A 21,583-nucleotide genomic window follows, 5' to 3' on the forward strand; every position below is an offset into this window, starting at 1 on the left:
ATAATTTATAAAATCTATATTTTCTTATCAAGAGCAGGCAGAGGGACGAGCCCGATGAAGCCCGGCAACCGACTTATAAAGCACGGTGCTAATTCTTGCAGCTAGCGGCTGAGAGATAAGATTCGGACGAGAAACGAAACCTCTTTAGACGCGATTGCAGTTTGAAGAGGTTTTTTGATATGGATGAAAATGAAAGGAGCTCTGGCATGAGTGAGTTATTAGCGACATATCTCCTGACCGAACCGGGAGCCGATACAGAGAAGAAAGCAGAACAAATCGCAACAGGATTGACAGTAGGCTCCTGGACTGATCTGCCCCTTGTAAAACAGGAGCAAATGCAAAAGCACAAGGGGCGGGTGATAAAAGTTGAGGAGAGAGAGGGAGCTGCTGCATCAGAAAAACAAGCGGTCATCACAATTGCCTATCCTGAAATCAATTTCTCTCAGGATATTCCGGCTTTGCTGACAACAGTGTTTGGCAAGCTGTCGCTGGACGGAAAAATCAAATTAATCGATCTTCACTTCTCTGAAGCATTTAAGCGTGCACTGCCGGGACCGAAGTTTGGCGTATACGGCATCCGGAAGCTGCTGGGAGAGTTTGAGAGACCGTTGTTAATGAGCATATTTAAAGGCGTAATCGGAAGGGACCTGAGTGATATTAAAGAACAGCTCCGGCAGCAGGCGCTTGGGGGAGTTGACTTGATTAAAGACGATGAAATTTTCTTTGAGACAGGTCTAGCACCTTTTGAAACAAGAATTGCAGAAGGAAAACAAATATTGAAAGAAACGTATGAGCAAACCGGACATAAAACGCTGTATGCGGTGAATTTGACCGGACGTACGACTGATCTGAAAGACAAAGCGAGACGCGCCGCCGAGTTGGGAGCGGATGCGCTTTTGTTTAATGTCTTCGCTTACGGCTTGGACGTTATGCAAGGCCTTGCGGAAGATCCTGAAATCCCAGTTCCGATTATGGCGCATCCAGCAGTCAGCGGGGCGTTTACGTCTTCTCCGTTTTACGGTTTTTCTCACGCTCTTTTACTCGGAAAATTAAACCGATATTGCGGTGCTGACTTCAGCCTCTTTCCGTCTCCATATGGTTCGGTTGCGCTTCCAAGAGCGGACGCACTGGCGATTCATGAAGAATGTGTGAGAGAGGATGCTTTTAACCAAACATTTGCGGTTCCGTCAGCAGGCATTCATCCCGGCATGGTTCCGCTATTAATGCGTGATTTCGGCATAGACCACATTATTAACGCCGGAGGAGGCGTACATGGACATCCGAACGGTGCCCAAGGCGGGGGGCGAGCCTTCAGAGCCATTATTGATGCAGTCCTAGAGGCCCAGCCGATTGATGAAAAAGCCGAACAATGCAAGGATCTTAAGCTTGCGCTAGATAAATGGGGAAAGGTTGAAGCCGTATGACGACTCGAAAACCTTTTATTATTTGTGATTTTGACGGAACCATCACGATGAACGACAACATTATAAATATCATGAAAACATTTGCTCCCCCAGAGTGGGTGGCATTAAAAGACGGCGTACTTTCCAAAACGCTGTCGATCAAGGAAGGTGTCGGGCAGATGTTCGGCCTTCTGCCCAGCCGTTTAAAAGAAGAGATTACAAGTTTTGTATTGGAAGATGCAAAAATCAGGGAAGGCTTTCGGGAATTTGTAGCATTTATCAATGAGCACGAGATTCCGTTTTATGTCATAAGCGGTGGAATGGACTTTTTTGTATATCCTTTGCTTGAAGGCATTGTGCAGAAAGACCGCATTTATTGCAACCATGCTTCATTTGACAATGACTATATCCATATTGACTGGCCTCATTCCTGCAAGGGCACCTGCAGCAATCAATGCGGGTGCTGTAAGCCGTCGGTCATCCATGAACTTTCTGAACCGAATCAATATATCATCATGATCGGTGATTCGGTTACAGATGTGGAGGCAGCAAAGCTGTCTGACCTATGCTTTGCAAGGGATTATTTATTAAACGAATGCCGAGAGCAAAACCTCAATCATCTTCCGTATCAAGATTTTTATGAGATCAGAAAGGAAATTGAGAATGTAAAGGAGGTACAGGAATGGCTGCAAAACAAGAACGCTGGCGAGAGCTCGCTGAAGTAAAACGGGAATTGGCAGAGAGAGATTGGTTTCCGGCGACTAGCGGCAACCTGTCAATTAAGGTTACAGATGAGCCTTTAACATTTCTCGTCACTGCAAGCGGAAAAGATAAACGCAAAGAGACGGTTGAAGATTTTCTGCTGGTCGACCAAAACGGAGAGCCTGCTGAAAGCGGGCATTCTCTGAAACCGTCAGCAGAAACGCTTTTGCATACACATTTGTACAATAAAACCAATGCCGGATGCTGCCTGCATGTCCATACGGTAAACAATAATGTGATTTCAGAGTTATACGGAGACCAAAAGAAAATCACATTCAAAGGCCAGGAAATTATAAAAGCACTCGGCTTGTGGGAAGAGAACGCAGAAGTGACCATTCCGATTATAGAAAATCCAGCACATATCCCGACGCTTGCGGCACTGTTTGCGGAAGAAATTTCAGAAGATTCAGGAGCTGTTCTGATCCGAAATCATGGTATTACGGCTTGGGGGAAAACAGCATTTGAGGCAAAAAGAGTGCTTGAAGCGTATGAATTTTTGTTCAGCTACCATTTGAAATTGAAAACACTCCAGCATCAGCTGGTTAAATAAAAGGAGGAATTGAAATGGCTACAATTCAAATTCATGATGAGGCAAATACAACGATTGAAAATCAAGAGGAAGTAGCAAGCTTTCTGGACAGTCAAGAGGTTATTTATGAGCAATGGGATATCACGAAGCTTCCGGAACATCTTTCAGAGAAGTATGACCTGACAGAAGAAGAAAAACAGCAAATTCTTGATACCTTCGAAACTGAAATTAAGGATATCTCAACCCGCCGCGGCTATAAAGCACAGGATGTTATTTCATTGTCAGACAGCAATCCGAAACTTGATGAACTGCTTGAAAACTTTAAAAGAGAGCATCACCATACAGACGATGAGGTTCGTTTTATTGTAAGCGGACACGGTATTTTTGTCATTCAAGGCAAGGACGGCACGTTTTTTGATGTCCGTTTAAACCCTGGAGATTTAATCTCTGTGCCTGAGAATATCCGCCATTACTTCACGCTTCAGGAGGACCGCAAAGTTGTCGCGGTGAGAATTTTTGTCACAACTGAAGGCTGGGTTCCGATTTATGAAAAAGACAGCGTGAATCAATAAGCATGAGAAAGCCCCGTTCATCGAACGGGGCTTTTTATATTTATTGCAAACGCCACTTTTCATACTGTGACAGTTCTTTTTTAATCAGTGTCCAAATCAAACCTAAAACAGCTGCATCGTCAATGAACCCAAGACCGAGGATTACGTCTGGAATGATATCGAGCGGCATGACGATATACAGAATTGCGGCAGTTAACAGCAAAAGTGTTTTAACCTGTGAACGAGGGTAGTCGCCATTTCGCCAATCGCGAAGCATCTGAAAAAAAGTAGTGATGTGCTGAATACATTTTTTTCGGTTTTTCCTTTTCAAAATTGCTTTTCCGCCTGCCGCTCCGAGCATAATTGCATTCTTTTTCTTCATTGGGCATACCTCCTGCCTGGCGGCGTGTTTAAGATATTCTTCACCTGGGTATTGTTCTTCTAATCCTATCAATATATCTATTATACCTGAAAAATTAACTTATTTAATGAAAATATGTTTACAAATAAAGTATAATCTGTAATAATGCACAATAACCCAATCAAACTTGTTTCCTATTTCTTAGCGGCGAGGGGTGAAGTGAATGGGCGGTTCTTCTGAACAAGAAAGATTGTTGGTGTCTATTGATGAAAAAAGAAAGTTAATGATAGATGCCGCTAGAAAGCAGGGATTTACAGGGCATGACACGATCAGGCACAGTCAGGAGCTGGATTGTTTAATAAATGAATATCACCAGCTTATGCAAGAAAACGAACATTCCCAAGGGATTCAAGGCCTTGTAAAGAAATTAGGCTTGTGGCCCCGCAGAGATGTTATGCCAGCATATGATGCAAATAAATAGCGGCCTATCAGATGCATATATAAAGAGAGAGCTTTTCGGAAGCGCTCTTTTTTTCTGGGAAAAATTCATATGAAAGAGGGAACTAATGAAAGAACTGGCGATTCTCATTACCGAAATGGTCAATCAATTTCATGATGCTTTTATTTCCTTATGCGGAATATTTGGCATTGATTTAACTGACAAAGAAATGCATTTTTGGGTGATCGGCATTTTTGGCATATTCTTTTTCGGCGTCACTCACGCTGTGTTTACATGGCTTTCTAAATGGAGTATGACAGCCTTGTCCTTTATCTATACCGTTACAGTCATCATTGTCATCGTATTTGCGATTGAGATTCAGCAAAAGGTGACGGGGAGAGGGAATATGGAGTTTTTAGATGCCACGGAAGGTATAAAGGGTTTTTTAGTATTTTTTATGTTTTTTTTGCTTTTGAAAATGCTGTTGCGTTTCATCAAAATCCTTTTTTCTGGAAGACCAGCAAGCAAATCGAATGGCAATGCCCGATCACGAAGATAAAAAACCCTCCTGACATGGTCAGGGGGGCTATGAAGCGGATACAGGGAGGGTGATTGTCACCTCTGTGCCTCTTCGCACTTCACTTTCAATATGAATAGAGCCTCCGTACATCAGCACGATCCGTTTACAAACAACAAGGCCGAGACCGGTTCCTTTTTCTTTAGAAGTAACAAAGGGAAGGAAGATGTGATCCAGCATTTCCTGAGAAATCCCTTCACCGTTATCCACAACTTTGATTATGGCTTTTTTATCTAAAGCTCCCAGGGAGATCGTCAGTTTGCCTCCTTCAGGCATTGACTCGAGGCCATTTTTTGCTACATTTAAAATCACTTGTTTAATATGATCTTTTGTACATTTTACGAGTAAGGGCTGCTCGGTTAAATACTGTAATTCGACTTCAACATTGTATAGATTGCCCTCAGAATAAATGATCGGCATAATTTCTCCGATAATGTCCTGAAGTGAGTTCAGCTCCCATTTTTCAGCTGTCGGCTTGCCGAGAACAAGAAACTCACTCACTATTTGATTGATGCGCTTTATCTCCTGTTCGATAATGGAGAAGTAAAGCTGATCTTCCTCACCTTTATATTTCTTTTGCAACAGCTGAATAAAGCCGCTTATGCCGGTGAGGGGATTACGGATTTCATGGGCTGTGCTGGCAGCAAGCGTCCCGATCAGCTCTAATTTTTGCGCCTCATTTTCTGAGCGCTCCAGCTGGGTCTGCCGCTTCAGCAAATAATACAGCACGAGAATAAATAGGATATTCAGCAGAACAATAATACATGAAAGCGGAAGCACTAGGCTTTTCGTCAGTTCTTCTATTGTGACCGGGTTCGGATAGACTTTCATATTCCAGCTGATATCATCCAGATATCCGCTGACAGGTTTCTGATCCTCTGCATGAGAGGCTTGTCCGCTCGCAAAAATCATTTTCCCGTCTTGGTTCACAACTTCAATATAAACATCAGGGCTCAGTAAGTTAATGAGATTTTTCAAATAATCAATTTGAATTGCTGCGACAAGATAATCTGTCACATTACGTTTTGAGTCCAAAACAGGCACACAAATTGTGAAAATTGGCTGACCAGTAATTCTGCTCGAATAACTATCTGAAATGACTGTCTTTTTAGTTTCCTTTGCTTTTGTAAAAAAAGATCTGTCGGCCAGGTTTACTTTCGTTTTTAATTCGGTTGTGCTTGCGGTGACGTCTCCTTTGGCATTGAGAAAATAGAGACCGGAAAATCTCGGCTCTGAATCAAAGGTCTTTTCCAAAATTGACTGCATTTTCTTTATATCAACCGGTCTGTCGATGGCGATGGACAAGGAGGTCATTCTCGCCATTGTTTCTCCGATTAAATAATTGATTTTGTTGCGGTGAAGGTTTAGCAGGACACTTGCTTCTTGTTTATGTTCTGCAGCTATTGTATCTTTTTCTTTTTCATATACGAAAAAGCTGATGACGATTGCCGGAATCACGACCAGTATGATATAAAGTTTGACTCTCCCGCAGGCGCCTTTTAGTATTTTCAATTTGCATCGCTCCAACATACACCTGATTAGAGGTATTATATCATTGTTTCTTCTTCTTTAATAAGAAAAAATAACCAAAAAAATTAGAAAAAGGTGTTGGCAAGCTTACATTTTAAAAAAGAAGAGAAATATTGGAAAGATTTTTATTGACATTTTGGTCTTTGTTTATTAATGTTTCTCTGTAACGGTTTCTAAAAGGATGATTGAGACATGACAGAAAAATCACTGAAGTTATTTATCGTGCTGTCGCGCGCGTATCGGTCTATTAACGATCATATGAATAAGCATATTCATAAGCATGGGCTGAATCCGACTGAATTTGCTGTGCTAGAGCTTTTGTACCATAAAGGCGATCAGCCGCTGCAGCAGATAGGAGATAAAATTCTCTTGGCTAGCGGGAGCATCACATACGTTGTAGATAAGCTGGAGCAAAAAGAACTTCTCATTCGGAAAGCGTCTCCTACAGACAGGCGAGTGACATTTGCGCAAATTACTGAAAAAGGCATCGGTCTTTTGAACGATATTTTCCCTGATCACGCTGCTGAAATTGATGAAATGATCAGCGTATTAAGCGAAGAAGAGGTAGAGATGTGCACCGAAATGTTAAAAAGAGTAGGATTAAACGCAAAACAGTTTCATAATAAGTAAAAAAAGGAAGCCTGATATGTCACAAGGCTTCCTTTTTTGCTATTTTTCATTTGTTTCCGCTGCGCCTCTCGGCAAAATGAGAACTTCAACCCGCCGGTTTTTGCTTCGGCCTTCCGCAGTTTTATTGGAAGCCACCGGTTTATACTCGCCATAACCCTTGGCACTGAACACTTTTGCATCGAGCTTGGGGTTTTCAATCAGGAGCCCCATAAAGTTTACCGCTCTCATGACGCTTAAATGCCAGTTTGATTGGAATTCAGAATTTTTAATTGGCATATTATCAGTATGTCCGCTGATAATGATATTTCTTGGCGGGTTAATCACAAGAAGATTTGAAATCTCTTTTGCAAGCGGCACATCTTCCTTACGGATGGTCGCTTTTCCAGAATCAAAGAAGATGCTGTCTTTAATCGTAATCAGAAGGCCTTCACTAGTCATCTTCGTCTCCAGCTGATGTTCCAGCTTTTTATCTTTGATGAACTTTTCCACCTGGCTCTTCACATTTTCAAGTTCTTCTTGATCAGCTGCTTTTTCTTTTTCTTTCTTGTTTTTCTCTTTCTCTTCTTTTTCCTTTTTCACTTCATCGATGCCGTCTGACTCGTTTTCAGGAGGAGTGACACTGGAGTAGTCCAGTACACCGGTTCCGCCTGTAAAGACTTCATTAAATGATTTTGAGAGCATTTGAAACTTAGCTGCGTCAATCGAGCTGCTCGCGTACAGCACAATAAACAATGCCAGGAGAAGAGTAAGGATGTCGGCGTAAGGAACGAGCCATGATTCATCAACGTGCTCGTCCTCATGCTTCTTCTTCTTTTTTCTCGCCATTTTGCGCCTCTCCTTGTTCTGCAAATTTCAAGCGGTCCTTCGCAGGAAGATACATTAAAAGCTTTTGTTCGATGACTTTCGGTGCTTGTCCTTCTAAAACGGATAAAACACCTTCAATCATGACCTCACGCAGTTTTACTTCTTGTTTTGATTTTCGTTTTAATTTATTTGCGAAAGGATGCCATAACACATACCCTGTAAAGATACCGAGAAGTGTGGCAACAAAGGCAGCACTGATGGCGTGTCCAAGCTCATCTGTGTTATCCATATGAGAGAGAGCGGCAATCAGCCCGATTACAGCACCGAGTACTCCAAGTGTCGGGGCGTACGTTCCCGCTTGTGTAAAAATAGCGGCTCCGGCTTGGTGCCTGTCTTCCATTGCTTCGACTTCCTCTGTCATAATATCTCTGATAAATTCCGCGCTTTGCCCGTCAACAGCCATGCTGAGCCCGTTTTTCAAGAAAGCATCATCTACATCCTCAATGCTTGCTTCTAAAGCAAGCAGACCTTCGCGGCGTGCAAGCTGAGCCCATTCAGAGAACATAGGAATAAGTTCCTCTATTGTGAGCTGTTTATTTTCCTTAAATAAGACTCGAAACAGCGCAGGCACTTTTTTAATTTCTTTTGTTGGGAACGCAATAACGACTGCTGAGATTGTCCCGGCGATAATAATTAAAATGGCAGCGGGGTTTGCAAGGGCGCTGAAACTGACGCCTTTCAGAACCATCCCGACGCTCAATGCCACAAAAGCAAGAATAATACCGATTAACGAAGTTTTATCCATAGTTTTTCACCAAATCCTTTTTTACTAGCTTGTCTATGGTTAATATCGGTTTTGGTGCCCGGAACTTTAGGGACATTGTGAATTTGTTCATGAAATATTCAAGGAAGAGGCATAGAAGGGAGAAATAAACAAAAACGGGCTCTCCAAAATTTAAAAGCCCGGGGGTCTACTGAAATTGGCAGCTTGCTTGCAAGCTGTCCTTCAGATGGTATTCGTATAATAGTAGAAATACATATTCATTGTATATAAACATGTTCCATCCCTCCTTAAAAAAAGTGTAAAGGATGAAGGGAAGTAGCGCTTCAGGGGAAGGGACCGTATTTTCTAAGTCAAGAGTATGAAAGCATAAAAAAAGCGGCTTCCTAAAAGGAAACCGCTGATTGTTATTTCGCTCGCACTTTGATTTTATCATCTTCTAAAATCACGTGAAAACTTGTGATCTCGCCATTATCAAGCAGCAGATCGGTCATTTCATCCTCAACCCATTCTTGGATGGTTCTTCTAAGCGGACGTGCACCGAATGAAGGGTGATAGCCAAGTTCAGCGATTTTTTCTTTCGCTTCATCTGTCACATTCAAGCTGATGCCCCGTTCAGCCAATGTTTCTTCAAGTTCTCCAAGAAGAAGGCTGACGATTTTGACAAGATGTTCTTTTTCCAATGAGCGGAACTCAATAATGCTGTCAAAACGGTTGAGGAACTCAGGTTTAAAGAACATGCTCAGTGAATCAATCAATGTTTGTTCTTCGATGACACTGTCATCTGATTGGAAACCGACTTTCGTTTGTTTCTCACCAGCACCCGCATTACTTGTCATGATGATCACAGTGTCTTTGAAGCTTACGGTTCTGCCTTGGCTGTCTGTCAGACGGCCATCCTCCATAATTTGCAGGAACATATGCTGAACGTCTGGGTGTGCTTTTTCAATCTCATCCAGCAACACAATGCTGTAAGGATTGCGGCGCACTTTCTCAGTTAATTGTCCAGCTTCCTCATGGCCGACATATCCAGGCGGTGAACCGATAATTTTAGATACGGCGTGTTTCTCCATGTATTCGCTCATATCGAGTCGGATAATAGCGTCTTTTGTCCCGAATAATTCATCTGCCAGTGTTTTAGAAAGCTCTGTTTTCCCTACGCCGGTAGGACCGACGAAGAGGAAGGAGCCGACTGGTCTGTTTTTGGATTTTAATCCGGCGCGGCTTCGTCTTACCGCTTTTGCCACTTTTTGAACAGCGGCTTCTTGTCCGATCACGCGTTCATGAAGTTTTGCTTCAAGCTCTTTCATTTTCGTTTGTTCGTCTGCCTGCAGTTTGCCGACAGGGATGCCTGTTTTTTGTTCAACAATTTCCTGAATGTGCTCAGCTTCCACAGTGACAGCGGTATGAGCGGAGGAGCTGTTCAGTTTTTTCTCCAATGCGAGTTCTTCATCACGGAGTTTTGCCGCCAGTTCGTAATTTTCTTCTTCCAGGGCTTTTGTTTTTTCGGCTTCAATTGCAGTTAAGCGTTCAGCGGCATCCTCATCATTCAATTCATCAATTAACAGGTTGGCTTTTGAACCTGCTTCATCTAATAAATCAATTGCTTTATCCGGCAGGTGTCTGTCCTGAATGTAGCGGGAAGATAAAGTGACACACGCTTTGATTGCTTCATCACTGAATGTTACGCCATGGTACGCCTCGTATTTGTCTTTAATCCCTTGCAGAATGAGGATAGCCTGTTCAATTGAAGGCTCCTGCACCATGACAGGCTGAAAACGTCTTTCCAGTGCGGCATCTTTTTCGATTTGGCGATATTCTTTCAGTGTTGTCGCGCCAATGACTTGCAGTTCGCCTCTGGCTAGGGCCGGTTTGAGAATGTTGCCGGCGTCCATTGATCCTTCTGCAGAGCCTGCGCCGACGAGAAGGTGAATTTCATCAATGAACAGAATGACATTTTTTCGTTCCTTCAACTCAGTGATGAGCTGTTTCATTCTCTCCTCAAATTGGCCTCTGATCCCTGTGTTTGCAACAAGGGATGCAACATCAAGCAAATACAGCTCTTTGTTTTTCAGTTTGTTTGGAACATCACCTTCAGCAATTTTTAAAGCGAGCCCTTCAGCGATGGCAGTTTTCCCTACACCCGGCTCACCAATAAGAACCGGATTGTTTTTGTTCCGGCGGTTTAGAATTTCGATCACTCGCGCCACTTCATCATCACGGCCGATGACAGGGTCAATGAGACCGGCTTTTGCACCGTTTGTAATATTTTGAGCCAGCTCATCAAGCAACCCTTTTTTTCCGCTTTGTTTTGCTGCGCTCTGTTCTTTCGGCTGGAATGCCTGTTCAAACGGAAATCCGAAAGATTGAGGACCCATACTCATTGAAGGTTTACGGGTCAGTTCGTTATAGCAAGTTTCACAAAGAACCATCTGTTTATGAACGGAATTTATTTGCATGTTAAGGCGAATCGTCGCCTCGTTTTGATGACAATGTTGACAACGCATTTGCCAAAACCTCCTTAATAATTTGATCTTCTTTGACCAATGAAAGTGAATAAAAAGGTCTATTGGATTTGACCTTCTTTGACTATTAGTATACGGCAAACTTAACGGCATTCAAACCAATATGCTCAAAGCAGACTGAATATTTGACTATCTTTGACCAATTGATTTTTAAAAAAGGCCGGCTTGTTTGACCAACTTTGATTAATAGTATACTCTGACTATCTTTGACTTTCAAGTCTTATGCACAAAAAATTTTTGATTTGTTACAAAGTAAAACATGTTTTCTTCGTCTTTTCAAGGAACTTGTCTCATAGGTTATAAAAAGGCATATATGGACAAAACTGCGGTTCGTTCGGAGGGAAGAAATGGAACAATCAAAAGGGTCTGCAAGTCAGCTTGCTTTTGTGTATGTCGGCACAGTAGTCGGAGCTGGATTTGCGACTGGGAGGGAAATTGTTGAGTTTTTTCTGAAGTTCGGCTGGTTCGGTTTATTCGGCATTCTCGTCAGCGGCGGAATGTTTACGTTACTGGGGGCCAAGCTGATGATCATTTCAAAGCGAATCAATGCCAAGTCATATCAAGAAATGAACATATTTTTGTTCGGGGCGACGGCTGGGCGGATTATCAATGTATTTATGCTGTTTGTTCTCCTTGGAGTTACATCTGTTATGCTTTCAGGGGCAGGGGCGCTTTTTGAGGAACAGTTGGGGATGTCCGCTCAGATTGGGATGCTCATTACAATCGGTCTGAGTTTAATTGTAATGACTAGAGGAGTAAAAGGCATTTTCGGTGTCAATGTGTTTGTTGTTCCTCTTTTAATCATCTTTTCAATGATTGTGGTGGCCGACTCTTTTATATTCAGCGAATCACGAAACGCAGCTCAGTGGGTCTGGCCGCATCGCTGGGATTGGCTGTTATCAGCTGTTTCTTACGGGGCTTTGAATTTATCGCTTGCCCAAGCGGTTTTGGTTCCGCTGGCGAATGAAATGTCATCGGAGAAAGTGATAAAAAAAGGCGCTTTAATCGGAGGCACGATGCTGACGATTGTGCTGTCCGCGAGTTTTCTGTCTTTGTCGACTCTTCCGGATGTATTTTTGTATGATATACCGATGGCGCAAGTGGTTTATCTCTTTGCACGATCTGTCCATTTGATTTATTTACTCATTATTTTCGGAGAAGTGTTCACATCAGTTATCGGTAATCTATATGGATTAGAAAAACAAGTGCAAAGCTTTCTTCCAGTGAAAAGCAAATATATCTTTGCGGCCATTATGATCACGGCTTATATTACGAGCCAAATAGGGTACGGCAGGCTTATTTCAACGATTTATCCCTTGTTTGGCTATGTGAGCCTGGCCTTCATAGGCGCTTTGCTTTGCAAAAAAGCTCCTCGGCGGCGCAGTTTATAAATATATATAATGAAGCGAACCGTCACTATAGAGCGATAATTGATCTTGGAACCGGGGACTGACTTTTTTATTGTCAAGAAAAACAACATTATGGTAAGATAGCAGAAGTGAAAAAATTGAAGAAAATCCGTGCGATATGCGGGAGAGGTTCTAGCTACACCCTCTATAAAAAACTAAGGACGAGCTGTATCCTTGGATACGGCCTTTTTTATGTTTTTCTAGAGCACCTTCCGAAAAAAGGTGTTTTTTTGCGTGAATTAGCTGTAGCGATGTCTCTCGCCGACGTTTTTATTGCGGAGAAGGAGAGGAATCATGAAAAAAGAAAAAGCAATTGTCGTATTTAGCGGCGGCCAAGACAGCACCACATGCTTACTGTGGGCCTTAAAAGAATTCGAAGAAGTCGAAACGGTGACTTTTCATTATAATCAGCGACATTCGCAGGAAATTGAAGTGGCAAAATCCATTGCGGAAAAGCTTGGTGTGAAAAATCATTTGCTTGATATGTCACTTTTAAATCAGCTTGCACCGAATGCCTTGACTAGAAATGATATTGAGATAGAAGTAAAAGACGGCGAACTGCCATCCACATTCGTTCCAGGCCGCAATTTGGTTTTCTTATCCTTTGCGTCTATCCTGGCTTACCAAATTGGCGCGCGCCACATTATTACAGGAGTTTGCGAGACAGACTTCAGCGGTTACCCTGATTGTCGTGACGAATTCGTGAAATCTTGCAATGTAACGGTAAATCTGGCGATGGAGAAGCCGTTTGTGATTCATACGCCTCTCATGTGGCTCAATAAGGCGGAAACGTGGAAGCTTGCAGATGAGCTTGGCGCGCTGGAGTTTGTGAAAAACAACACGCTGACATGCTATAACGGCATCATCGCCGACGGCTGCGGCGAATGTCCGGCATGTCATCTTCGTTCAAAAGGTTATGAAGAATATATGGTGATGAAAGGAGAGCGTGCATAAATTGTTATCTCAAATTTATCCGCAGGCCCAGCATCCTTATTCGTTTGAACTGAATAAGGACATGCATATCTCAGCCGCTCATTTTATTCCTAGGGAAAGTGCGGGAGCGTGCAGCAGGGTTCACGGGCATACGTATACCGTAAATATAACCGTTGCCGGCGACGAACTTGACGATTCCGGCTTCCTCGTCAATTTCAGCGTACTCAAAAAACTGGTGCACGGAAACTATGATCACACGCTATTAAATGATCATGAAGATTTTTCTCAGGACGACCGGTATTCGCTGCCGACAACTGAAGTCGTGGCGAAAACGATTTATGACAACGTACAGGCTTATTTAGACACTTTGGAGAATAAGCCGACCTGTGTACAGGTGTTTGTCCGTGAAACACCGACAAGCTACTGTGTCTACCGTCCGAAAAAGGGTGGTTTGAATGGCTAAAGGAATTCCTGTATTAGAAATTTTCGGCCCGACGATTCAAGGAGAAGGCATGGTGATCGGACAGAAAACGATGTTCGTCCGGACAGCCGGCTGCGATTATTCCTGCAGCTGGTGTGACTCCGCTTTCACTTGGGACGGGTCTGCTAAAAAAGATATTCGCTGGATGACGGCGGAGGAGATTTTTGCGGAGCTTAAGGACATTGGGGGAGACGCGTTTTCTCATGTGACGATCTCAGGCGGCAACCCGGCCCTGTTAAAACAGCTGGATGCTTTTATTGAACTGCTGAAGGAAAATAACATCCGTGCAGCGCTTGAAACTCAAGGGACCGTTTATCAGGATTGGTTTGCGCTGATTGATGACCTGACAATTTCTCCAAAACCGCCAAGCTCAAAAATGGTAACGAACTTTCAAAAGCTTGACCACATTTTAACTTCACTTCAAGAGAATGATAGACAGCATGCTGTCAGCTTGAAGGTTGTCATCTTTAATGATGAAGATCTGGAATTTGCCAAAACTGTGCACAAGCGGTATCCGGGAATCCCGTTTTATTTACAAGTCGGAAATGATGACGTGCATACGACAGATGATCAGTCACTGATTGCACATTTGCTTGGAAAATATGAAGCGCTTGTTGATAAGGTAGCTGTCGATGCGGAGCTGAATCTCGTCAGAGTGCTCCCGCAGCTGCACACCCTGTTATGGGGCAACAAACGCGGAGTATAATAGAAAGGAAGATGAACATGACGACAAGAAAAGAATCAGAATTAGAAGGTGTAACATTGCTAGGCAACCAAGGTACAAATTATTTGTTCGAATATGCACCGGACGTGCTGGAATCCTTCCCGAATAAACATGTAAACCGTGATTACTTTGTAAAATTCAATTGTCCGGAATTCACATCTTTATGTCCTAAAACAGGGCAGCCTGACTTTGCGACAATCTACATCAGCTACATTCCTGATGAAAAAATGGTGGAAAGCAAATCATTAAAGCTGTATCTATTCAGCTTCAGAAACCATGGTGACTTCCACGAGGACTGCATGAATATCATCATGAATGACTTGATCGAATTAATGGACCCGCGCTACATCGAAGTATGGGGCAAATTCACGCCAAGAGGCGGAATTTCCATTGACCCGTACACAAACTATGGAAAACCTGGCACGAAGTATGAGAAAATGGCCGAATACCGTATGATGAACCATGATTTGTATCCGGAGACAATTGATAATCGTTAATTATTCCGTTGTGTGATACGGAGTGTAAAAGGAAGTGGAGTCACAGTAAAATCCGAACATTCAGCGTTAATTTTCAGCGGAAATGTGACCTGGTCACAGCGAAGTGTGACCCGAAGTGACCGGAGTGTGACCCGCACTAAGCTCAATAAAAGTGGGAAAAGTCACACCTGAAAATGGCTCTACTCATGGGAATTGTATTAAAAAGTGTGACCTGAGGTGCAACCTGAACTGTGACTTTTATGCAGTGAAAAATTGATAGTACAGAAGCAGATTAAGGCGTACAATTTGTACGTCTTTTCTTTTTTATCCGAAAGAAAAAATGCCTATCTAGAGATCATAGGCATTAAATATTATTATCAATATCTTCATTATTTTTTGGCTAAGTTTCTGAACCTTCTCTTTAACATTTGAAACAGCTCTTTTTTGAATTTCATCAAAGTTCTCCTGAATATAGTCCATGACACTTCTTATTAGAACTTCACTTTCAAAATTGAATATCTCATTTATTTCTGACTGTTCTTCATCTGTTAGGTGATGGTATTGAAGTTGTTTAGCATTTACTTCAGCAGCTACATCAATCCTAACTTAGTTGTTCTGGTTGTACAATTTCATATTCACCTTCTGCATACTCTTGCTCCGCATAATGGCTTCCCCATTGACAGAGCTCCTGCAAGATAGGTTTAAGAGATTCTCCAAGTTCAGTGGATGAATATTCAACCTTCGGCGGTACTTGATTATACATCTTTCTGCTCACAAGTCCACTGGCTTCAAGCTCTCTAAGTGTTTGAATCAGCATTTTCTGAGTTATATTTGGGATAATGCGCTTTAATTCACTCGTTCTCTTTGGTCCATTCATTAAAAAGTATAATACAAGGCCTTTCCATTTTCCTCCAATAACTTCCTTTGTCACTTCAAACCCACAGCTAAATTTTTTCATGTCTAAAGCTCTCCATTCCACATTTATTACTTTTTAGTTACTATATCACAAAAAAGTGGGTACTTCCGATAATGTGCTTACTGAAGGATACTATATCTTGTAAGTTGTTCTTCAAGTACTTAAAGGTACCAGACATAAAATAATATTAATTCTAAAGGAGTGTTAAGTATGGGTAAATTTGAAGGTAAAATAGCGCTTGTAACGGGTGGAACAAGTGGGATTGGTCTTGCTACAGCACAAAAGTTTGTAAACGAAGGTGCATATGTTTATATCACAGGACGTAGACAAAACGAACTTGATAAAGCTGTTAACCAAATTGGCAAGAACGTAACCGGTGTTCAAGGTGATATTTCTAAGCTTGAAGACTTAGACAAACTATATGACATTATAAAGCAGGAAAAAGGTAAGTTGGACATTCTTTTTGCTAATGCAGGCATCGGCAACTTCCTTCCATTAGGTGAAATTACTGAAGAGCAGGTTGATAGAACGTTCGACATTAACGTTAAAGGAACCATCTTTACTGTTCAAAAAGCGTTATCACTATTCCCGGACAAAGTAGGTTCTATTATTGTAACGGGCTCTACTGCTGGATCAATTGGCAACCCAGCGTTTAGTGTATATGGAGCATCTAAAGCAGCTTTAAGAGCACTAGTTCGCAACTGGATTCTTGACCTAAAAGGTACTGAAATCCGTGTAAATGTGGTTAGTCCAGGAGTTATTCTTACACCTGCATACGATGAGCTTTTTGGTGATGCACTTGAAGGAGCAATGGAAAATACCAGAAATACTGTTCCAGCTGGAAAAGTTGGGACCCCTGAAGAAGTAGCAAACGCTGTATCTTTCCTTGCTTCAGACGAAAGCAGTTACTTGACGGGTGTTGAATTGTTCGTAGATGGCGGGCTAGCACAGGTATAATTTCACTGCGCAGAGATTACAAATAGTCCCCAAAAAAGGTTAATGGGGATTTACTTGAAGAAGTCGTATAAAAAAGTCGTTTTCCTTAAAGGACAGGGAATTCGACTTTTTTATGTTTGAATTTGATTAACGTTGTAAATTCGCATTTCCCTGGGGCTACCACTAAATGACCTGTAAAAAAGATTACTTTGTGAATAAATGTACTTAAAGTAACGGGGGCTCTTGACTTTTAATAAAAAATAATATCCCTGTCCTTGTATTCTAATACTTTTGAAAATATTTAAAGGAATCCTTATGACCTGAATAGCCACATAGGAAAATATGTTGTAGGTTCCTTTCTTTTTTTGTGGGGCATCCCACACAAGCTATCACGTGATCTCACACCTGAACGTTTTTTTATAGACTAGTACCGCGACAAGTTATATTACATATACATACCAATAAAGTAGACATTAAAAAGTGAAAGAGAGGATGGAAATGTGTGAAAATTCTTTTCCTTGAGAGTCATCCCATGTGGCTCTATGGTTTACCGAATGGGTTTAGGGAAGCAGGACATACCGTAATGATTTCCGGTCCTGTAAGTCGGGAAAATATCACTGAAATGATAGACGAATTTAAACCAGATCTAATAGTATCTATGGGATGGACACCAGAGCATTCAAGGGAAAAGCAGGCCTGGATTCGCAACGCTATTAAAAAGGTGAATATCCCTCTCGTTTATTGGGCAACTGAAGACCCGCTGCACACTCAAAACTTTACTATCCCGTTAATTAAAAAGATGAAACCAGATTTTGTTTTCACGGTTACGCCTTCTCTGTGTAAAACTTATGAAAGCATGGGGATTAAAGCAGCTCACTTAGACTTTGCTTTTCACGAAAGTATACATCACCAGATTAAACCATTAGCAAAATACAGTTGTGATATAGCAGTGGTGGCTAATGCTTACCCTAATTTTCTTGAAGAACATCCGGAAGTGTTCCGTTCGTCCTCTTTAAAAACGCTGATTCGTCCTCTTATACGGAAGGGTATTCGCATTGATTTTTGGGGGAGAAACTGGGAAAAAATGAGTAAATATATAGGAAGAGAAATTCCCCGCAATTGGATCCATGGATACCTTGATTATACTGAAGCATATAAAGTTTACAGTTCAGCAAAAATCATTATCGGTTTGCAAAACTGTGAAAGCCAACTTACGCAACGCACCTATGAGATTCTTGGTTCCGGGGGGTTTTTATTGACATCGGATACACCAGCAGTTCGAGGTAAATTCAAACCTGGCCGCGATTTCATCGTTTCTTCCTCCCCAAAAGAAACATTGGAAAAGGTGAAATACTATTTGAATCATGATAGCGAGAGAAAAAAGATTCAGATAAACGGTAAAAAGGCTGTAAAGAATGATTCCTATCTGCATAGAGCCGAGAGAATGCTTGAGGTGCTAAAAAGCAGAGGAATTATAAGAAACTTAGGGGAAACCATTCATTATGTAGATGTTCTCAAAGAAAAATACGTGATCCATCATGTTACTCCCGGTGAAACATTATCAATAATTGCCAGGAAGTATAATGTTTCCCTGCAGCAACTCATGGAGCTTAATCATTTCAAATCAGATCAAATATATGCTGGACAAATCATTAAGATTAGAGAGAAACTGTTTAGAAATATTGATAACATATTTTTCTAAAGGAGAGTAATATGAATGAAGGGGAAAATACCTAAAATAAGAAATCAAGCGAATAAAGCAAAAAGAACGCCTCGTTATATGGAATTTCCCGTGACATACGAAGTATATCATGTGGAATCCGGCGATACATTATGGACGATTTCTAAATCCTTCAATATCCCGGTACAACAACTTATGAATCTTAATAAGCTTTCTTCAGATAGAATTTATCCTGGACAAATTATAAAGATAAAAGAAAGGTAATCTTTGAGGTTTCGGAAACGAAACAAATTGAAACGATAATCCTCATTTTTTTATTTGTAGGGAATTGATATTTTTGAGGATGAAGGGGTTATGAGATGTTTCAAATGAGCTATTTCTATTCTGGATTAGGATGGGATTTTATTCAACACGTTGATCAAACGAACGGAGTATTAAATGTTGTGTCTCCTGATTTTTTCTATATCAGAAAAGATGGATCATTACTTCTCCGTTCAGCTAATCCCGATGTGATTAAAGCTCTTCATAGAAGGAAATTAAAAGTAGTTCCTTTTCTAAGCAATCATTGGGATCAGGATTTGGGACGATTTGCATTAAAGAACCGAGTACTTTTAGCTAAACAAATTTCTCATGCAATAGAAGAACTGGATTTGGACGGAGTTAATATCGATATAGAAAACCTTACAGAAAAAGACCGGAATCTATTTATAGATTTTGTTAGACTGGTAAGAAAAAGTATTCCTAGACAAAAAGAAGTATCAGTTGCAGTGGCGGCAAATCCTTTTGGCTGGACGAAGGGCTGGCACGGATCATATGATTACGAGTATTTAGCTAAATATGCAGATTACCTTATGATTATGGCCTACGATGAAAGCCACCTTGCTGGGCCTACTGCAAGTGTAGGATGGGTGGAAAAGTCCATTCAATATGCTCTGACCCAAAAAATCTCTCCTCAAAAACTAGTTTTAGGATTGCCATTCTATGGCCGCTGTTGGATGAAAGGCCAATCTGCCTCTCAAGCCATTCCCCTTTACCTTGTTGACTCATTAGTAAAAAGGCATAATGGGACAATTATTTTTGACACAAAGAGTCAATCTCCAAAAGCTACTTTTACTGTCAATCACGATAACAAGGGGCTGTTGCCTTCGGGAACATATACATTATGGTTTGAAAATGAACAGTCACTCAGAGCAAAAATAAAACTCGCTCAAAAATATAATCTGAAAGGTCTTGGCAGCTGGAGTCTTGGACAAGAGGATGCGTCAGTCTGGAATACAGTGTTTAAAAATATATAATGATTTATAGTTCAAAGCAAAATTCGAAGATAATTGCAATGAATCTCTAAATCTTGGACATACTGAAAGGTGTTTATTACGAGTGCGGGTAAAACAGTGAGGGCATTCCATAGACCCTTGTCCCGAAATGTTCTATACGAGGCCTTGAAATACACATTCAAACTTATGTTATAGAACGCATTTCAAGTAATTACGGATGACTTGAATTTATTCTGCTTCCATGATTTATGTCATACACACGCTACCTTGATAGCGGGATTATTGCATTTCATTCAGAATTGTTCAGGCTCGATATGGAAGCGCACGAATAACTAGAACTTTAAAAACTTACCTCATATACTTCCTGAATGGATGCGGGGTTATCTCATTAAAGAATGGGGAATTCGGCGCCAAGGTACGCATGGAGAACCATGACTTGTTGTAATCGACCATATAGTTTCTCCTCAGAAATGAGGGGGGTTTTACATAAAAAAGACGAGCGAATCCGGGGGGAATTCCACTCGCCGCTTTCTAATGAAAAGACGGGATGCTGGATGGCAGCTCGTCTGTTTTATTATAATTTAACGAACGTATGTTTGTAAAGGTGTCTTTTCGAATGAATTGGTTCATATAACCGTTAAGAACAGATTCATTGTAAACATTCGCTAAGGTATGCTAAGATGCATGGACTATAAAGGAGTGATATGAAGTGAAGACATTGCGGTTAAACAATGTAACGTTAGAAATGGCTGCATATCAAGAGGAGGGCGAGCCGAAGCGTAAAATTGCATTTACCTTAAACGTTACGAGTGAGATTTACCATGATATCGCTGTCCTGTTGTATGAAAAAACGTTTAATGTCGAGGTTCCGGAACGCGATCTTGCCTTCCGGGGGGAAATGACAAATTATTCAACATCTTTGACCAACCTGTACGAACCAGGGTCCGTCAGCGAGTTCTATATAGAAATAACGGAAATAGACAAAAACGCCGATTCATGATCGGTGTTTTTTATGTAAAAAAGCTGCCGGCCGGCAGCTTTTGAGAAAGCGAATTTCATATGTAAGGTGTTAAATTGTCCGTCTTGCAGTTTTTTGAATAAATGTGGAAATAAGGAGGTTTTAATAGGAGTCTCTGATGATCTTATAATTTTTATGATTAACAACTGTCAATGAATCTAACTCAAGATCCCGATAGTTATCCATGATTGTCACATCAACGATAACAGAATTCTCATTTACTTTTTCAACAACACCGGTTAATCCGTTTTTAAATTCAATGACATTCCCAACCTTAGCGATTTTCACAAGCTTCCTCTCCTTTAAACATAATAATGCCTTTTGAAAGTATTTTGCAGTATTTTCATTGAGAAGTAAAGCGATAAGGAGTTTTATCTCCCTTATGAATTGTTCTGTCGCTATAAAGATGATATATTGATTTTCGTCAATAGAAAGAAAAGGGGGGAATTTTCGTTGCGTCCCGAAGAAATAACAGAAATGATTGAACAGCTGCGCACCGGCGCCATAACCGAACTGAGAGTCCAGAAAGAGCATTTTCTTAATTTCAGGGCCGTGTTATCTAAACAAGATGATTTTAAACATTTCCGAGGAATTGCCCAGCAAGGCGGAGATGTTATCTTTCAATACTTAGAACAGCCAAGAAGCTGAAGGTTTCTCATACGTGAGAAGCCTTTTTATCATATATGACAGAATACAAGCCTTTTATTACAGCTGTCTGTAACAGGTGTAAATAAAATGTAAAATGTAAAAGATGGATAAACATGTTTTAATTTGACAATATTTATAGAATTCCAGGCTGTTTTTTTGCCATTAAGCAGTGAGTCATCCTCTTTATTCCATCCT

25 protein-coding genes and 2 riboswitches are annotated in these 21,583 nt (G+C 41.2%); of the genes, 18 read left to right on the forward strand and 7 right to left on the reverse strand.

The genetic code is table 11. From position 1 onward, the window contains the following. Positions 1–21 precede the first annotated feature (21 nt). Positions 22–122: riboswitch (SAM riboswitch) on the forward strand. A gap of 84 nt (positions 123–206) precedes the next feature. From mtnW to mtnD, 4 genes are read left to right on the forward strand one after another with little or no spacing between them, the layout of a single operon-like run. Next, a complete protein-coding gene (gene mtnW / locus MHH79_RS07380; protein WP_154796996.1) occupies positions 207–1,424 on the forward strand; it encodes a 2,3-diketo-5-methylthiopentyl-1-phosphate enolase in 1,218 nt (405 codons plus the stop codon). Next, a complete protein-coding gene (gene mtnX / locus MHH79_RS07385) occupies positions 1,421–2,128 on the forward strand; it encodes a 2-hydroxy-3-keto-5-methylthiopentenyl-1-phosphate phosphatase (RefSeq protein WP_063336179.1) in 708 nt (235 codons plus the stop codon). The genes mtnW and mtnX overlap by 4 nt, the downstream gene beginning before the upstream one ends. After that, the gene (locus MHH79_RS07390) at positions 2,086–2,715 is read left to right on the forward strand and encodes a methylthioribulose 1-phosphate dehydratase (protein ID WP_029726989.1); all 630 of its coding nucleotides are present in this window, start codon (positions 2,086–2,088) and stop codon (positions 2,713–2,715) included. Before mtnX ends, MHH79_RS07390 begins: the two co-directional genes overlap by 43 nt. A gap of 14 nt (positions 2,716–2,729) precedes the next feature. After that, the gene (gene mtnD / locus MHH79_RS07395; RefSeq protein WP_015383508.1) at positions 2,730–3,266 is read left to right on the forward strand and encodes an acireductone dioxygenase; all 537 of its coding nucleotides are present in this window, start codon (positions 2,730–2,732) and stop codon (positions 3,264–3,266) included. Between the two features lie 40 nt (positions 3,267–3,306). Here the strand turns inward: mtnD and MHH79_RS07400 are convergent, their stop codons facing one another. Then, complete coding sequence (locus MHH79_RS07400) at positions 3,307–3,627, reverse strand: YkvA family protein (RefSeq protein WP_024572991.1); 321 nt, start codon at positions 3,625–3,627, stop codon at positions 3,307–3,309. A 202-nt stretch (positions 3,628–3,829) separates the two neighbouring features. On the opposite strand from MHH79_RS07400, the gene spo0E reads away from it, so the two are divergent. Further along, entirely contained in the window at positions 3,830–4,087 is a 258-nt protein-coding gene (gene spo0E / locus MHH79_RS07405; RefSeq protein WP_003218598.1) for an aspartyl-phosphate phosphatase Spo0E, read from the forward strand. Positions 4,088–4,172: 85 nt separating this feature from the next. Beyond that, positions 4,173–4,604, forward strand: coding sequence for a hypothetical protein (locus MHH79_RS07410; RefSeq protein ID WP_041344817.1), 432 nt, complete (start codon positions 4,173–4,175; stop codon positions 4,602–4,604). Positions 4,605–4,631: 27 nt separating this feature from the next. On the opposite strand, the gene kinD is transcribed toward MHH79_RS07410, so the two are convergent. Continuing rightward, complete coding sequence (kinD, locus tag MHH79_RS07415) at positions 4,632–6,152, reverse strand: sporulation kinase KinD (RefSeq protein WP_072557174.1); 1,521 nt, start codon at positions 6,150–6,152, stop codon at positions 4,632–4,634. 192 nt (positions 6,153–6,344) lie between these two features. Between kinD and mhqR the strand changes: the two genes are divergently transcribed. Then, positions 6,345–6,782, forward strand: a complete 438-nt coding sequence (mhqR, locus tag MHH79_RS07420) for a MarR family transcriptional regulator MhqR (protein ID WP_003232475.1) — start codon at positions 6,345–6,347, stop codon at positions 6,780–6,782. 39 nt (positions 6,783–6,821) lie between these two features. On the opposite strand, the gene motB is transcribed toward mhqR, so the two are convergent. From motB to clpE, 3 genes are all read right to left on the reverse strand, one after another. Continuing rightward, entirely contained in the window at positions 6,822–7,607 is a 786-nt protein-coding gene (gene motB / locus MHH79_RS07425) for a flagellar motor protein MotB (protein ID WP_003232473.1), read from the reverse strand. Further along, complete coding sequence (gene motA / locus MHH79_RS07430; protein ID WP_003238984.1) at positions 7,579–8,391, reverse strand: flagellar motor stator protein MotA; 813 nt, start codon at positions 8,389–8,391, stop codon at positions 7,579–7,581. Before motA ends, motB begins: the two co-directional genes overlap by 29 nt. 383 nt (positions 8,392–8,774) lie before the next feature. Continuing rightward, entirely contained in the window at positions 8,775–10,874 is a 2,100-nt protein-coding gene (gene clpE, locus MHH79_RS07435) for an ATP-dependent protease ATP-binding subunit ClpE (protein ID WP_047182535.1), read from the reverse strand. Between the two features lie 365 nt (positions 10,875–11,239). Between clpE and MHH79_RS07440 the strand changes: the two genes are divergently transcribed. The 5 genes from MHH79_RS07440 to queF all read left to right on the forward strand — a co-directional run bounded on the left by MHH79_RS07440 (position 11,240) and on the right by queF (position 14,936). Continuing rightward, on the forward strand, positions 11,240–12,283 hold the full coding sequence (locus tag MHH79_RS07440) for a transporter (RefSeq protein ID WP_015383514.1): 1,044 nt from the start codon (positions 11,240–11,242) through the stop codon (positions 12,281–12,283). Between the two features lie 138 nt (positions 12,284–12,421). Then, a riboswitch (PreQ1 riboswitch) is annotated at positions 12,422–12,466 on the forward strand. Positions 12,467–12,595: 129 nt separating this feature from the next. Next, positions 12,596–13,255 (forward strand): 7-cyano-7-deazaguanine synthase QueC, encoded by a 660-nt coding sequence (gene queC, locus MHH79_RS07445; RefSeq protein WP_014476630.1) that lies wholly within the window; start codon positions 12,596–12,598, stop codon positions 13,253–13,255. Continuing rightward, positions 13,248–13,697 (forward strand): 6-carboxytetrahydropterin synthase QueD, encoded by a 450-nt coding sequence (queD, locus tag MHH79_RS07450; protein WP_003232462.1) that lies wholly within the window; start codon positions 13,248–13,250, stop codon positions 13,695–13,697. Before queC ends, queD begins: the two co-directional genes overlap by 8 nt. Further along, complete coding sequence (gene queE / locus MHH79_RS07455) at positions 13,690–14,421, forward strand: 7-carboxy-7-deazaguanine synthase QueE (RefSeq protein WP_340035073.1); 732 nt, start codon at positions 13,690–13,692, stop codon at positions 14,419–14,421. Before queD ends, queE begins: the two co-directional genes overlap by 8 nt. Positions 14,422–14,438: 17 nt before the next feature. Next, positions 14,439–14,936: a preQ(1) synthase gene (gene queF, locus MHH79_RS07460; RefSeq protein ID WP_003218613.1), complete on the forward strand. Its 498-nt coding sequence runs from the start codon at positions 14,439–14,441 to the stop codon at positions 14,934–14,936. Positions 14,937–15,516: 580 nt separating this feature from the next. Here queF and MHH79_RS07465 read toward each other — a convergent pair. Beyond that, complete coding sequence (locus MHH79_RS07465; RefSeq protein WP_022553431.1) at positions 15,517–15,873, reverse strand: winged helix-turn-helix transcriptional regulator; 357 nt, start codon at positions 15,871–15,873, stop codon at positions 15,517–15,519. Between the two features lie 168 nt (positions 15,874–16,041). Between MHH79_RS07465 and MHH79_RS07470 the strand changes: the two genes are divergently transcribed. From MHH79_RS07470 to MHH79_RS07490, 5 genes are all read left to right on the forward strand, one after another. Further along, positions 16,042–16,788: a glucose 1-dehydrogenase gene (locus tag MHH79_RS07470; RefSeq protein WP_010334554.1), complete on the forward strand. Its 747-nt coding sequence runs from the start codon at positions 16,042–16,044 to the stop codon at positions 16,786–16,788. A 481-nt stretch (positions 16,789–17,269) separates the two neighbouring features. Then, the gene (gene ykvP, locus MHH79_RS07475; protein WP_340035074.1) at positions 17,270–18,469 is read left to right on the forward strand and encodes a spore protein YkvP; all 1,200 of its coding nucleotides are present in this window, start codon (positions 17,270–17,272) and stop codon (positions 18,467–18,469) included. A 15-nt stretch (positions 18,470–18,484) separates the two neighbouring features. Next, on the forward strand, positions 18,485–18,712 hold the full coding sequence (locus tag MHH79_RS07480) for a LysM peptidoglycan-binding domain-containing protein (RefSeq protein WP_015417349.1): 228 nt from the start codon (positions 18,485–18,487) through the stop codon (positions 18,710–18,712). A 95-nt stretch (positions 18,713–18,807) separates the two neighbouring features. Further along, positions 18,808–19,743, forward strand: a complete 936-nt coding sequence (locus tag MHH79_RS07485; protein WP_063336174.1) for a glycosyl hydrolase family 18 protein — start codon at positions 18,808–18,810, stop codon at positions 19,741–19,743. A 688-nt stretch (positions 19,744–20,431) separates the two neighbouring features. After that, positions 20,432–20,722 carry a YkvR family protein gene (locus MHH79_RS07490; RefSeq protein ID WP_063336173.1) on the forward strand — a complete coding sequence of 97 codons (291 nt, stop codon included), beginning with the start codon at positions 20,432–20,434 and terminating at the stop codon, positions 20,720–20,722. 120 nt (positions 20,723–20,842) lie between these two features. Here the strand turns inward: MHH79_RS07490 and MHH79_RS07495 are convergent, their stop codons facing one another. Then, on the reverse strand, positions 20,843–21,028 hold the full coding sequence (locus MHH79_RS07495; RefSeq protein WP_003232446.1) for a YkvS family protein: 186 nt from the start codon (positions 21,026–21,028) through the stop codon (positions 20,843–20,845). Between the two features lie 165 nt (positions 21,029–21,193). Here MHH79_RS07495 and MHH79_RS07500 point away from each other — a divergent pair, with 165 nt between their 5' ends. Beyond that, positions 21,194–21,388 (forward strand): hypothetical protein, encoded by a 195-nt coding sequence (locus tag MHH79_RS07500; RefSeq protein WP_015383518.1) that lies wholly within the window; start codon positions 21,194–21,196, stop codon positions 21,386–21,388. Positions 21,389–21,583 lie beyond the last annotated feature (195 nt).

The organism is Bacillus sp. FSL K6-0993, from assembly GCF_037977205.1.
GTDB classification, from domain to species: Bacteria; Bacillota; Bacilli; order Bacillales; family Bacillaceae; genus Bacillus; species Bacillus subtilis.